Source organism: Allobosea sp. (assembly GCF_017308075.1).
In the GTDB taxonomy this organism is placed as follows: domain Bacteria; phylum Pseudomonadota; class Alphaproteobacteria; order Rhizobiales; family Beijerinckiaceae; genus Allobosea.
In genome coordinates this window covers 231355-245611 of the sequence record NZ_JAFKFX010000024.1, presented here as the reverse complement: position 1 = coordinate 245611, position 14257 = coordinate 231355, and the positions used below count along the sequence as shown (strand labels likewise).

The window sequence follows — 14257 nt, the reverse complement described above, 5'->3', positions numbered from 1 at the left end:
TTGGCTTTCACGGAGCTCCTGCCGGCAAGGTTTCCTGCCTTGCCCGTGTCATATTTTGACAACACCGTTGCGGCGGCGCATCACAGCGTCCGTTCGCCCGGCCCGCATTCCGACGGGGGGCGTCCAAGGAGCTTCGACCTCGTCTTGACTGCCTCGATCGGCGACCTTCGCATGACGCCGCGTACGGAAGAGCCTCCCAGGCGTTTCTCGGCCTGGCTCGGGGCGACGGTGGTCTGCTTCGCCCTGGTTTCCGGGCTTGCGACCTTCCTCGTCCTGGCCGGCGCGACACCGGTAGCGCCGGTCCATGAGGTCGTGCTCGGCCTGTTCGTCCTCAACGGCTTCCTGATCCTGCTGCTGCTGGTCATTGTCGCCATCGAGGCGGCGGTCCTGATCCGCGCCCGGCGGGCGGGCGTCGCGGCCGCCGGCCTGCATGTGCGCATCGTCAGCCTGTTCAGCATCGTCGCCGCCCTGCCAGCCGCTCTGGTCGCCGTGGTCGCGACCGTCACCTTGGAGCGCGGCCTCGAGCCCTGGTTCTCGGACCGGATGCGCGATGTGATCTTCAAGTCGGTCGAGGTCGCCGATGCCTATACGGCGAACCAGTGCCGCTCGCTCGGCCGGGAAATCCGCCTGCTGGCGGACGATCTCGCGCGTGCCAAGCCGGCCTTCGACGTGGATCGGCCCTGGTTCGAGAATTTCCTGACGGCGCGCGCCACGGCGCTGGGCCTGCCGGTGGTCTGGATCATGAAGCCGCCGGACACTGTGCTGGTGCGGGCCAATATCGACGTGCTGCGCGGCGCCAGCAAACCGGATGCCGCCGCTTTCGAGGACGCCCAGACTTCGCCGGAGCCGATCTGTGTCGTGCCGTCGACAGGACGAATCTTCGGCGCGTTGGTGAAGCTCGCCTCCTATGACGGTGCGTTTCTTTATGTCGCGCGCGAGGTCGATCCGCTGGCGGTCGAGTTTCCGGCGGTCGCCCGCGCGGCGGCGGTGGAATATCTCGGCATCGATGCGCGTCGCAAAGGCGTACAGATCGCCTTCGCCTCGATGTACGGTCTGATCGCGGTGATCCTCCTGCTCTCGGCGAGCTGGCTCGGGCTGAACTTCGCCAATGGATTGGTGGCGCCGATCCGACGGATGATCCACGCCACCGATCAGGTCTCCAGCGGCAATTTCTACGTGCAGGTGCCGATCCGACGAGCCGAGGGCGACCTCGCCCATCTCGGCGAGACCTTCAACAAGATGACGGCCGAGCTCCGCCGGCAGCGCGACGGGCTGGTGACCGCGAGCGAGGTGATCGACCGCCGACGGCGCTTCACCGAGACCGTTCTGTCCGGCGTCTCATCGGGCGTGCTCAGCCTGGACGAGGGCGGGCATGTGACGATCAGCAACCGCTCCGCCGACGCTCTGCTCGGGACGGGCGGGCGCCTGCTCGGGCAGCCGATCGCCGAGATCGCCCCGGAGGTCGCGGAGTTCGTCTCGGAGGCGATGGCCAATCGCCAACGCATGAGCTCCGGTCAGGTCGTGATCACGCGCGGCGGACGCGACCGCATGGTCAACATCCGGGCCGTGCGCGAAGGCGAGGGGGCCGGTGCCGGACTGGTCGTGACGCTGGACGACATCACGGATCTCGTCACGGCGCAGCGCACGGCGGCCTGGGCCGATGTGGCGCGCCGGATCGCGCATGAGATCAAGAATCCGCTGACGCCGATCCAGCTTTCGGCGGAGCGCATCCGCCGCAAATTCGGCCGGGTCATCGTCGAGGACAAGGAGATCTTCGATCAATGCACGGCGACGATCGTGCGCCAGGTCGACGATATCCGCCGCATGGTCGACGAATTCTCCTCCTTCGCGCGCATGCCGAAGCCTTCTTTGGCGCGAGAGGACATCGTCGAGACGGTGCGCCAGATCGTCTTCCTGATGCGCGTCGGCAATCCCGAACTCATCATCGCCGATCGCCTGCCGGCCGAGCCGCTGCTCGCCCAGTTCGATCGTCGGCTGATGTCGCAGGCGCTGACCAATGTCATCAAGAACGCGACCGAGGCGATCGAGGCGGTGCCGGGCGAGGAGCGCGGCAAGGGCCGCATCGATATCTCCCTGGAACGCCACGGCGATGGCCGAATCGTTATCGACATCCTCGACAACGGCAAGGGTCTGCCGGCCGACCAGCGCCACAAGCTGCTGGAGCCCTATATGACGACCCGCGACGGCGGCACCGGTCTCGGCCTCGCCATCGTCGGCAAAATCCTCGAGGACCATGGCGGCGGCATCGAGCTGCTCGACCGGCCCGACAGCGCCCGCGGCGCGCATGTCAGGCTCTGGTTCGTCGAGACCGGGCCGACGGAGAGCGGCGAAGTGAACTCAGAAACGCGCAATAGACCGGCGGAGACAGCCGGAGGACAGATGAACGGGACCAAGGCATGAGCGCTGACATTCTCGTCGTCGACGACGAGGCCGATATTCGCGAACTCGTCGCCGGCCTGCTGGAGGACGAGGGCTACCGGACACGCAAGGCCGGTTCGGCAGACGAGGCCCTGGCGGCGATCGCCGCGCGGCGGCCGAATCTGGTCTTTCTCGACATCTGGCTGCAGGGCAGCCGGCTCGACGGGTTGCAGGTGCTGGAGCTGATCAAGGAGAGCCATCCCGAGCTCGCCGTGGTGATGATCTCCGGCCATGGCAACATCGAGACCGCGGTCTCGGCGATCAAGCACGGCGCCTACGACTTCATCGAGAAGCCGTTCAAGGCCGACAGGCTGGTGCTCGTCGCCGAGCGCGCGCTCGAGGCGTCGCGACTGCGTCGCGAGGTGCGAGACCTCAAGACGCGTTCGGTCCAGGCGAGCCGGATCGTCGGCCGTTCGAGCGCGATCAATCAGCTCAGGCAGACGCTGGAGCGCGTGGCGCCGACCAATGCGCGCGTGCTGATCACCGGCGAGCCCGGCTGCGGCAAGGAGCTGACGGCGCGGACGCTGCACGAAGCCTCGACCCGTTCCGGCGGCCCGTTCATCGTGATCAACGCGGCGACGATCACGCCCGAGACGATGGAGGAGGAGCTCTTCGGCGTCGAAGGCGGCGAGGGGCGCTCGCGCCGGGTCGGTGCGCTCGAGGAGGCGCATGGCGGCTCGCTCTACATCGACGAGATCGGCGACATGCCGCGCGAGACCCAGAACCGGATCTTGCGCGTGCTGGTCGACCAGAACTTCCAGCGCGTCGGCGGCGCGACGCGCGTTCATGTCGACGTCAGGATCATCTCCTCGAGCAGCCGCGATCTCGTCAGGCTGATCGCCGAAGGGCAATTGCGCGAGGATCTTTACCATCGCCTCGGCGTGGTGCCGATCCGGGTGCCGGCGCTGTCGGAGCGGCGCGAGGACGTGCCCGAGCTGATCGAGTTCTTCATGGAGCAGATCTCGGTGGCCAGCGGCCTGCCCAAGCGCCGCATCGGCGGCGACGCCATGGCGATCCTGCAATCGCATGAATGGCCCGGCAATGTCCGTGAGCTGCGCAACAATGTCGAGCGGCTGATGATCCTGACCAAAGGCGATCCCGGTGCCGAGATCACCGTGGAGATGCTGCCGGCCGAGGTTGGAGCGATGGTGCCGACCACGCCGTCGGGAGCGGGCGGCGAAAAGCTGATGAGCCTGCCGCTGCGCGACGCCCGCGAGATTTTCGAGCGGGAGTATCTGATGGCGCAGATCGCCCGCTTCTCGGGCAACATCTCGCGCACGGCGGAATTCATCGGCATGGAGCGCTCAGCTCTTCATCGCAAGCTGAAATCGCTGGGAGTGGGGTAGCATAGCGCGTCCGCAATGCGTTTCACGCAGGGCGGTCGCCTAAAATTGTTGCACCGCAACCCTTGCGCGACATCGCGCCCTCACGATCTAATGGAGCGTCGGTGTTCCGAGGCTCGGCGGCTGTCGCCGTGCTCCCAACGGAACGATCTGGATCGCATGCGCAAGCCGATTGCGATCCCAACAACAGAGGCATAACATGGCCGCAGAGCGGGCTCAGAATCTCCAGGACACGTTTCTCAACCACGTCCGCAAACAGAAGATTCCCCTCACCATTTTCCTCGTGAACGGCGTGAAGCTTCAGGGCGTCGTCACCTGGTTCGACAATTTCTGCGTGCTGCTGCGCCGCGATGGCCATTCGCAGCTCGTCTACAAGCATGCGATCTCGACGATCATGCCGGGTCACCCCGTGCAGCTGTTCGAGTCCGAGGAACAGGAAAAGGCCTGAGCCATGGCCGGCAAGGCCGGGAGTGATTCCGACGCGTCGATCGCCAAGCCGATCGATGCGGCGGAGCACGCCATCGCGGCCGATACCCGCGCCTTCGTCGTCGGCCCCTATCCGGCCCGCTCCCTCCCGGGCCGGGCCGGCGCGGCCGATGAGAACCAGCGCAGTCATGCGGCACGCCTCGACGAGGCGATAGGCCTCGCCGGCGCGATCGACCTGCAGGTGGTCGACGCGATCCAGGTCATGCTGAGCGCGCTTCGGCCCGCGACCTATCTCGGCAAGGGCAAGGTCGAGGAGCTGGCGGAACGGGTGAAGCTCGAGGAGATCGGGCTCGTCGTGATGGACTGCGCCCTCTCGCCGGTGCAGCAGCGCAATCTCGAAAAGGCCTTCGGCTGCAAGGTCATCGACCGGACCGGCCTGATCCTCGAGATCTTCGGCCGGCGCGCCCGCACGCGTGAAGGCACGCTGCAGGTCGAGCTCGCGCATCTCAATTATCAGAAGAGCCGGCTCGTGCGGTCCTGGACCCATCTCGAGCGCCAGCGCGGCGGCTTCGGCTTCCTCGGCGGCCCCGGCGAAACCCAGATCGAGGCCGACAGGCGGGTCATCCAGGAGCGGATGACCAAGATCGAGCGCGACCTCGAGACAGTGAAGCGCACGCGCTCACTGCATCGCGCCAGCCGCAAGCGCGTGCCCTATCCGATCGTCGCGCTCGTCGGCTACACCAATGCCGGCAAGTCGACATTGTTCAATCGCCTGACCTCGGCCGAGGTCCTGGCGCAGGACATGCTGTTCGCCACGCTCGATCCGACGGCGCGGGCCCTGAAGCTGCCGCATGGCGCCAAGATCCTGCTCTCCGACACGGTCGGCTTCATCTCGGATCTGCCGACCCAGCTCGTCGCCGCCTTCCGCGCGACGTTGGAGGATGCGATCGAGGCGGATGTGCTGCTGCATGTCCGCGACGTCTCGCATGAGGACACGCAGGCCCAGGCCGCGGATGTGCGGGCGATCCTGCGCGATCTCGGCATCGACCCCGATGACGGCCAGCGCGTGATCGAAGTCTGGAACAAGGCCGATCTGCTCGGCGAGGGCGAGCGCGAACGTCAGGCGGCGCTTGCCGGGCTGAGGCCGGAGGCTTCCCGGCCCGTCCTGGTCTCGGCCCTGACCGGCGAGGGGATGACGCGCCTGACCGATGCGATCGAGGCCAGGATCGCGCGGAGCCGCCCGGTCTACCGGCTGGTGCTCGCGCCGGGCGACGGCAAATCGCTGGCCTGGCTGCACGCCAATGGCGAGATTCTGGCGCGCAGCGACGGTGAGGACGGCGCGCTGAGCCTGCTGGTGCGGCTGCCGCCCGAGCGGGAAGGGGCCTTCGCGGCGCGTTTTCCGGAGGCCGAGCCGGAGCGATAGGGCGGCGTCCGAGCAACACGCGCCATCATTCCGGCTGCGCTGCAAAAGGGAGCGCCGGAAGCCATCACAGCCCTCAGCGCTCCGCGATGAATTCCGGAGCTGCGCCGCATCGCGGCTTCCCCGGAGCGAGGTTTCGGTCGGCAGGTTCGCTTCGCCCGAACGCCAGAAGCCGGCTTAGTTCAGCTCGGCCTTGTCGAGCCGATAGCGCCCCTTGCGGTCGCGCCGGAAGAATTCGCGCGCCTGGGGATGGCGGATCGGCTGTCCCGTCTCGTCACTGACCAGGTTCTGTTCGGAGACATAGGCGACGTATTCGGTCTCCTCGTTCTCGGCGAACAGATGGTAGAAGGGTTGATCCTTGGACGGGCGCAGATTCTCTGGGATTGCGAGCCACCACTCCTCGGAATTGGAAAAGACCGGATCGACATCGAAGATTACGCCGCGGAACGGGTAAACGCGATGACGTACCACCTGTCCGATGCGAAATTTCGCAGTTCTTGCTTCCATGCTTCTTCGATCTGTTTTTGATATGGTGGGGTTTCACCCCGCCAGAATGCGTCGCCGACCCAAGCCTGACCTAGGATTAGCTCGCCGTCAGGTCAATCTCCGTCGCGGTCACGACTTCGCGTCACAAACCGTAGCGGGCTGCGAGCGCCGGATCGCGTCCCGCGACCTGCCGCGCCAGATCGACGATGACCTTTGCCTGCTTCCAGGTGGCGTCGTCCTGCATCTTGCCGTCGATCATCACAGCGCCGGAACCATCCGGCATGGCGTCCAGGATGCGGCGGGCGAAGGCGACCTCGTCCGGGTCCGGGCTGAAGACCCGCTTGGCGATCTCGATCTGGGAGGGATGCAGCGTCCAGGCGCCGGCGCAGCCGAGCAGGAAGGCATTCCGGAATTGCGCCTCGCAGGCGGCTGCGTCCGAGAAATCGCCGAACGGGCCGTAGAACGGCTTCAGGCCGGCTGAGGCGCAGGCGTCGACCATCTTCGCCAGCGTGTAGTGCCAGAGATCCTGCTGGGCGACGGCCCGTGGCCCACCATCGGCCTGGGGATCGGCGATCACCTTGTATTCAGGGTGGCCGCCGCCGACACGTGTCGTCTTCATCGCGCGCGAGGCGGCGAGATCGGCCGGGCCGAGGCTCATGCCATGCATGCGCGGGGAGGCCGTGGCGATCGCATCGACATTCTTGACGCCCTCGGCCGTCTCCAGGATGGCGTGAATCAGCACCGGCTTTCGCAGGGCGTGCCGCGCCTCGTATTGCGCCAGCAACTGGTCGACGAAGTGGATATCCCAGGGGCCCTCGACCTTCGGCACCATGACGACGTCGAGCTTGCCGCCGATCTCGCTCATGATGGCGGCAATGTCATCGAGGAACCAGGGCGAGTTCAGGGCGTTGACGCGGGTCCAGAGACCGGTGGCGCCGAAATCGGTGGCCTTGGCCAGTTCGATGAAGCCGTCCCGGGCGGCCTCCTTGGCCTCGACCGGAATTGCATCCTCGAGATTGCCGAGCACGATATCGACCTGGCCGGCGAGCTCGGGAACCTTGGCCCGCACCTTTTCGAGATGGGGCGGGACGAAATGGATCATCCGCTCCAGGCGCAGCGGCGGCTCCCGATAGGGCTCCGGCGCACCGATCGCCAGGGGGCGGTAGAACTGGCGGGGTGTCTTCGTGCTCATGCTCGGCTCCATGCTGCGCTGCAGCGAATGTGGCCGAGCATGCTGACGGCGTCCACTGGGCTTTGGGATAGAGGTCTAGGCAAAATTGCCTGGGATTATTTTCCTGCTGTAGATATCAGGAAAATAATCTTATTCTGCGATCCTTGGTCGGGCGCCGAGGTCCCAGCTCAATTCCGGGTGAAAGGTGTCTCGAGCACGATCCTCGGCGCAGGGCCCACGCGGTCGCGCGGTCCGAGTCCGCCGCGGAGCATGGGAGCGTCGCTGGCGAAGCTCGGATCCTGCAGACTGGCCTCCCGTACACGAATCCGGCGCTGGAAACTGCGCAGTTCGGCCTCGCGATGCGAGATGCCGACTCTTGCATCGATCTCGCGCCGCTGCCGCGCGTTGAGATCGGACGAGTCGCGGAAGTCGCGGAAATCGGAGGCGGTATAGGGCCATTTGGTCGAGCCGGCGAAGGTTCGCACCTTGCCGTCGAGAACCACGCTGTCGCCGGGACGCAAGGTGATGTCGCGCAGCAGGGAGACGCGGCGTTCGCCGGGGTTGACGATCGCAGGGCGGCAGGCCGGGTCCGAGGATTGCTCATAGCCGTAAGCGACCGGCAGAGTGCGATAGGTCCTGCCGTCCGAGGCGACCGCGCCGTCGATGGTCGTGGCCCCTGCGGCGACCTTGAAGACCTTGACCGGAATGCCGGGATTATTGGCCTGGCAAAGCGCCTCATGCGCCTTCAGATCGCCCTGGCTCCGGAGATAGCCGATCGGCGCGTGGAAGCCGTCGCACAGGCGCACGCAGATGGTGCGCGTCATGTCGGCGGCGCCCGAGACGGTGTCAAAGCGGATCGCCGGTTGCCGGGGGGCGGCGCGCTTCGGCGCGGCTTCACGCCGCTTGAACGGGTTCAGCTCGACCTTCGGATGCGCGATCACGCCGTCGGGACGAGCCTGCCAGAGCGGCAAGGTCCAGAGATTGCGCTCGGGGGCATAGGCCCGCGCGGAGGCATAGACCGCTCGTGGCGCAGCCTGGTACCGGGCCTGCCGGGCCGCGGCCTCCTGCCGGTGAAAGGCCCTGATGCCGGCGTCGTCCTCGGCCTGGACCAAGGTGACGGTCAGCACCATGCCGCCGGCGCCCAAGGCAAGGCCGAACCCGGTCATCGCCGCCAGGCGCATCAGCTTGCGCCCGCTGCCGGCCCGGCCTGCCGCAGCAGAGGTCGAAGCGAGAGCGATGGCTGCCTTGGGAGCAATCGAATCGATATTACGGACACGAAACACCGCGATCACTCCATCGCTCGCTGGTTCAGCTGTCCGCCGCAAACGAGCCATAATTTACTTTTTGTTAGTATTCAATCGCAGGCGGCCGCAACGGCAAACGGGCGCGATGCTTAACGCCGCGCCCGCCGCAGGACTCGGGAGGTGAGCCGGACGCGCCTCAGCGCAGGATCGTCTCCCGCAGTGGCACGGCCATGCGGGTGTCGGAATCGAGCATGCCGCGAAGCTCGGCCACGCTGGCAAGCTCGCGCGGCGCTTCGCGCACCTGAAGGCTCTGGCGCAGGAGTTTCTGGCGCGCCTCGGCTTGGCTGATGCCGACGGTCTCGTCGATCATCCGCTTCGTGGCAGAGCCGAGCCTGCCGGCCTGGCGAAAATCCTCGAAGTCGCCGGCCTCGTACGGAAAGGCCGAGGCGCCCGTGAAGGTCGCGACCTTGCCGTCGAGGACGATGGAGTCACCGGGACGCAAGGTGATGCCGCGCAGCAGAGAGACGCGCCGTTCGCCGGCACCGGCAATCGCCGGCCGGCAGATCGGATCGGCCTTCTTCTCATAGGCATAGGCGTTCGGCAGCGCGGCATAGCGGGTGCCGTCGCCGGCGATGGCACGATCGACCGTCGCGGCGCCCGCCTGCAGTCGGAAGAGCTTGACGGGAACACCGGGGTTCTGCGCCTCGCACAAGGCTTCCTGGGCCCGGAAATCGGCCTGTGAGCGGGCATGACCGAGCGGAGCATGGAAGCCGTCGCAAAGGCGCACGCAGACCGTACGGCCGGCACTGCCCATGCCAGCAAAGGAGCCGCGATCGTGAGGCGCTGCCAGCCGCGGCTTCGGGCGGGCAGGCTGGCTAAGGCGCCCTTCATTCCGCATGGCGAGGGGCGGGCGGGCGAACCAGAGAGGCGCCGGCACAGAGGGCGCGGCCGGCCGGCCGGCCCATCTGCCCGCTTCGGCCCGGTGGAAGGCCCGGATTCCGGCATCGTCCTCGGCGCGTACGAATGAGGAGGCCGCCAACAGGGCGCCGGCACCGATGGCGGCGGCGAGGAGAGCAGAGCCATGAAAGAGCCGGGGCCGATAGCCGGCGGAATGCCTGCCAGCGCCGGGGCCAGCGGCGCGAGGCCGCTCTGCCATCCCTTCCCCAACGCCCGACATGTCCCTGCGCTCCCCCACGAAGCTCGTCTTGTGGTGAGCGGTAGGCCGGGCGCTGTTCAGAATGCTCGAAAAAATTCTCGAAAATTTGAAGGATCGGCCCGCAGGCGCGGCGGATCCTTAACGGATCGCGATCAGCGCTCGGCGCGATGCATGGCCTGCGGGACGGCGACCGGTGCAGCCTCGACCGGCGCTTCGTCGGGCTCGCCGCGGCCGCGCCCGGCGATCCAGCTGTCGACCTTATCGAGGTAGAAATAGATCACCGGTGTGATGTAGAGCGTCAGGAGCTGCGAAACCAGGAGGCCGCCGACCACGGCGATGCCGAGCGGCTGGCGCAGTTCGGCGCCGGCGCCGGCGCCCAGCGCGATCGGCAGCACGCCGAAGATCGCGGCGAAACTCGTCATCATGATCGGCCGGAAGCGCACCAGCGCGGCTTCGCGGATTGCCGAGAGCGCATCGTCGCCATGGCGGCGGCGCTCGATCGCGAAGTCGACCATCATGATCGCGTTCTTCTTGACGATGCCGACCAGCATCAGGATGCCGATGATCGCGATCACCGACAGGTCCATGTGAAAGTACTGCAGCGCGAGCAGGGCGCCGAGGCCGGCCGAAGGCAACCCGGAGAGGATCGTGATCGGGTGAATGAAGCTCTCATAGAGGATGCCGAGGATGATGTAGATCACCAGGATCGCCGCGAAGATCAGCAGGCCCTGGCCCTTCAACGCATCCTGGAAGAGCTGGGCCGAGCCGGCGAAGCTGGTGACGATCGAGGCGGGGAGGTTCACGTCGCGCTCGGCGGCGCGGATCGCGTTGACGGCATCGCCGAGCGAGACGCCGGGCGCCGTGTTGAACGAGATCGTCACCGCCGGCTGCTGCGAGATCCGATTGACCGCGAGCGGACCGACGCTCGGCTTGATCGTCGCCACGGTTTCCAGCGGGACGTTCTGGCCGTTCGCGGTCTTGAGCAGGAGCCGCGAGAGCACGCCCGGATCCTGCTGATAGGCGCGGTTCGCCTCCATGATCACCTGGTAGTCGGTCGCGGGCGTGAAGATCGTGGCGATCTGGCGCGAGCCGAAGGCGTTGCCGAGCGCCTGGCGGATCTGGTCGCTGGAGATGCCGAGGCTGGCGGCGCGCTCGCGGTCGATGTCGATCGAGAGCTGCGGGTTGCGTAACTGCAGGTCGATATTAGCATCGCGCAGTTGCGGAATCTGGGCGAGCCGCTGCTGCATCAGCGGCGCGTAATTGAACAGCGCCGCGAGGTCCGGCCCCTGCAGCGAATAGAGGTATTGCGCGCGCGAGGCACGGCCGGCATTTAGATTGATGTTCTGGACCTGCTGGAAAACCGCCGTCATGCCGGGCACTTCGGCGGTTGCGCGGCGCAGCCGCGCGATCACCACATCGGCCTTGTCGCGCTCTGATTTGGGCTTCAACGCGATGAACATGAAACCGTTATTGGTCGCGTTGAAGCCGCCGATATTCGAGGTCAGATAGTCGACCGCCGGGTCGGAACGGACGATCTCGGCGACGCGGATCTGGCGCTCCGCCATCGCTTCGAAGGAGGTGTCCGGCGGACCCTCGGTCGCGCCGCGCAGCAGGCCGGTATCCTCGATCGGAAAGAAGCCCTTGGGGATGTCGATATAGAGCTGGACCGAGACATAGACCGTGCCCAGCGTGAACAGCAGCATCAGGAAGCGGGCCTTCAGCACATGGTCAAGCGTCCAGCGATAGGCTGACAGCATGCCCTGGAAGCCGGCTTCGAAGGTGCGGTCGAGCAGGCTCGGCTTCTTGTGCTGGTCATGCGCCTTGAGGAAGCGGGCGCAGAGCATCGGCGTCAGCGTCAGCGAGACGAAGCCGGAGACGATGATCGCCGCGGCGATCGTGCCGGCGAATTCGGCGAAGACCTTGCCGACGACGCCGCCCATGAAGAAGACCGGGATGAAGACTGCCACCAGCGAGATGGTGATCGAGACAATGGTGAAGCCGATCTCGCGCGAGCCGTCGAGCGCCGCCTGGAACGGCTTTTTGCCCATCTCGATATGGCGGATGATGTTCTCCAGCATGACGATCGCGTCGTCGACGACGAAGCCGACGGCGAGCGTCAGCGCGAGCAGCGAGATGTTGTCGAGCGAATAGCCGAGCGCATACATGATCGCGAAGGTGCCGATCAGCGAGATCGGCAGCGCCAGCGTCGGGATCAGCGTGGCGGTCAGGCTCTTCAGGAAGAGGAAGATCACCATGATCACCAGCACGATGGCGATCATCAGCGAGACCTCGACATCCTCGACCGCCTCGCGGATCGGGATCGAGCGGTCGTTCAACACCGCGAGGTTCATCGCCGCCGGCAATTGCGCGCGATAGGCTTCGAGCCGGTCCTTGATGCTGTCGACCACTTCGACGGTGTTGGCGTCGGATTGGCGATAGACGGCGAGGATGATCGAGCGCTCGCCATTATACCAGCTCGCGGTCTGGTTGTTCTCGACGGAGTCGAAGGTCTGGGCGACGTCGCTGAGCCGGATCGGGATGCCGTTCTTCTGCGAGATGATCAGGTTGCCGTATTCGGCGGCGCGTTCGAGCTGACCGGTGGCTCCCAGGGTCAGGCGCTGGTTGATGCCGTTCAGCGTGCCGACGGGCGAGTTCGAGTTGGCGGCCGAAACGGCGTTTCGGACATCGGCGAGCGAGAGCCCGCGTGCCGAGACCGCATCGGGATTGACCAGGATGCGCACCGCGTATTTCTGCGCGCCGAAGATGTTGACCTGGGCGACGCCCGGCAATTGCGCGATCTGCTGCTGCAGCACGTTCTCGCCGAACTCATGGACCTCGTAGAGCGGCTTGGTCGCCGAGGTCAGCACCATGAACAGCACCGGCTGGTCGGCCGGGTTGACCTTCCTGAAGCTCGGCGGAGCAGGGAGCTCCGGCGGCAGGCGCCGCGTCGTAGCGCTGAGCGCCGCCTGCACATCGAGCGCGGCGCCGTCGATGTTGCGGTTGAGGTCGAATTGCAGGGTGATCGAGGTCGAGCCGAGCTGCGAGACCGAGGACATCGAGGTGATGCCGGAGATCGAGGCGAATTCGCGCTCCAGCGGGGCGGCGATCGACGAAGCCATCGTCTCCGGGCTGGCGCCGGGCAGGCGGGCACTGACATTGATCGTCGGGAAGTCGACGCGGGGCAGGGCCGCGACCGGCAATTGCTTAAAGGCGAAGAGCCCGAAGATCAGGAACGTCGCCATGACCAGAGTGGTCATGACCGGGCGACGGATGCAGAGCTCGGGCAGGTTCATCAGCCGGCGCTCCCGCGCAGCGAAGTCTGGTTCGGCGGCGGACTCTGGCCGCCGCGATCGCGCTTGCGCTCGACGGTGCGGGCCCCTTCGGTCAGCAGGAGCTGGCCGTCGACGACGACCGTCTCGTCGCCGACGAGGCCGGAGGTGATCACGACACGATCATCGACCGTGCGGTCGACGGCGACCGTCCGGGCCCGGGCGACGCCGTCTTCGACGACGAAGACGAAGGAGCCGTTCTGCCCGGTCTGGATCGCCTCCCGCGGCACGGTGACGGCGTGGGGGTCGACACGCAGCGTCACGCGGACCTGGCAGAGCGCGCCGGGCCAGAGGGTTTCATCGGCGTTTTCGAAGGAGGCCCGGATCTGGATCGTGCCGGTCGTCGCGTCGACCAGGTTGTCGATGACCGCGATCGTGCCCTCGACGCTTTTCGAGACGCCATGTTGCGTCGCCTGCACGACGGCGGTCCCCGCCGCCATCGCGGTGCGGATATCCGGGAGGTGGCGCTGGGCGACGGCGAAGCTGACATAGATCGGGTCGATCTGGTTGATCGTCACCAGCACGGTCGAATTGTCGCCGGTCTTGGCGATGTTGCCTTCCTTCAGCCCGGCGGCGCCGATGCGGCCGGAGACGGGGGCGAGGATGGTGTAGTAGCTGAGCTGGACCTTGAGCGCCTCGACCGCAGCCTCGCCGCCGCGAATGGCCGCCTTCAGGGTCGCGACCTGGGTGCGCGCGGTATCGAGGCGCTGATCGGTGGCGAAATCGCGCTTGGCCAGTTCCTCGGCGCGCCTGAGATCAGTCTCGGCCGAGGCGAGCGAGGCGCGGTCCTTGGCGACACCGGCTTCCGATTGCTTGATCAGCGCCTCGGCCAGGCGCGAATCGAGCCGGAAGAGCACGTCGCCCTTCTTGACGTAGCCGCCATCCTTGAAGGCCACCTCGGTGATCTGCGTGTCGACGCGCGAGCGGACATTGACCGACGAGATCGCCTGGACGGTGCCGATCGCATCGAGGCGGACCGGCATCGCCCGGCGTTCGGCCTTGGCGGTGACGACCGTCACCGCCGGACGGCTGCCGGAGCCGCGCCCGCCCGGCCCGGTGGCGACCGGCGCAGGGGGCTTCGCCTGTGTCGGGATCAGCTTGCCATAGGGAACCTGGTCGAGCGGCCAGGGGATGGGGCGGCCGGTGTAGTGCAGAGCGGCGCCGACAGCGAGGATTCCTGCCGCCGAGAACAGGGCCAAACGCCCGAGAGACAGCCTTGCCATGAAGAGCCTTGCGCCATGCG

10 protein-coding genes are annotated in these 14257 nt (G+C 66.6%); 4 read left to right on the top strand and 6 right to left on the bottom strand.

Annotated features, from left to right (window positions below; translation table 11 throughout):
* Window positions 1–171: 171 nt before the first annotated feature.
* From J0J10_RS04435 to hflX, 4 genes are all read left to right on the top strand, one after another.
* Window positions 172–2421, top strand: coding sequence for a sensor histidine kinase NtrY-like (locus tag J0J10_RS04435; RefSeq protein ID WP_291645609.1), 2250 nt, complete (start codon window positions 172–174; stop codon window positions 2419–2421).
* Window positions 2418–3785 carry a nitrogen assimilation response regulator NtrX gene (gene ntrX, locus J0J10_RS04430; RefSeq protein ID WP_291645446.1) on the top strand — a complete coding sequence of 456 codons (1368 nt, stop codon included), beginning with the start codon at window positions 2418–2420 and terminating at the stop codon, window positions 3783–3785. The genes J0J10_RS04435 and ntrX overlap by 4 nt, the downstream gene beginning before the upstream one ends.
* A 196-nt stretch (window positions 3786–3981) precedes the next feature.
* Window positions 3982–4230 (top strand): RNA chaperone Hfq, encoded by a 249-nt coding sequence (hfq, locus tag J0J10_RS04425; RefSeq protein WP_066469118.1) that lies wholly within the window; start codon window positions 3982–3984, stop codon window positions 4228–4230.
* 3 nt (window positions 4231–4233) lie between these two features.
* Window positions 4234–5631: a GTPase HflX gene (gene hflX, locus J0J10_RS04420; protein ID WP_291641854.1), complete on the top strand. Its 1398-nt coding sequence runs from the start codon at window positions 4234–4236 to the stop codon at window positions 5629–5631.
* A gap of 174 nt (window positions 5632–5805) precedes the next feature.
* On the opposite strand, the gene hspQ is transcribed toward hflX, so the two are convergent.
* The 6 genes from hspQ to J0J10_RS04390 form a co-directional block, all read right to left on the bottom strand.
* Window positions 5806–6135, bottom strand: a complete 330-nt coding sequence (gene hspQ / locus J0J10_RS04415) for a heat shock protein HspQ (protein WP_291641856.1) — start codon at window positions 6133–6135, stop codon at window positions 5806–5808.
* 121 nt (window positions 6136–6256) lie between these two features.
* Window positions 6257–7306: an HpcH/HpaI aldolase/citrate lyase family protein gene (locus J0J10_RS04410; RefSeq protein WP_291645445.1), complete on the bottom strand. Its 1050-nt coding sequence runs from the start codon at window positions 7304–7306 to the stop codon at window positions 6257–6259.
* 167 nt (window positions 7307–7473) lie between these two features.
* A complete protein-coding gene (locus J0J10_RS04405; RefSeq protein ID WP_291645444.1) occupies window positions 7474–8568 on the bottom strand; it encodes a DUF2865 domain-containing protein in 1095 nt (364 codons plus the stop codon).
* A gap of 157 nt (window positions 8569–8725) precedes the next feature.
* Window positions 8726–9343 (bottom strand): DUF2865 domain-containing protein, encoded by a 618-nt coding sequence (locus J0J10_RS04400; RefSeq protein WP_291645443.1) that lies wholly within the window; start codon window positions 9341–9343, stop codon window positions 8726–8728.
* Window positions 9344–9837: 494 nt separating this feature from the next.
* Complete coding sequence (locus tag J0J10_RS04395) at window positions 9838–12978, bottom strand: efflux RND transporter permease subunit (RefSeq protein ID WP_291645442.1); 3141 nt, start codon at window positions 12976–12978, stop codon at window positions 9838–9840.
* Window positions 12978–14237, bottom strand: coding sequence for an efflux RND transporter periplasmic adaptor subunit (locus J0J10_RS04390; protein WP_291645441.1), 1260 nt, complete (start codon window positions 14235–14237; stop codon window positions 12978–12980). The genes J0J10_RS04395 and J0J10_RS04390 overlap by 1 nt, the downstream gene beginning before the upstream one ends.
* Window positions 14238–14257 lie beyond the last annotated feature (20 nt).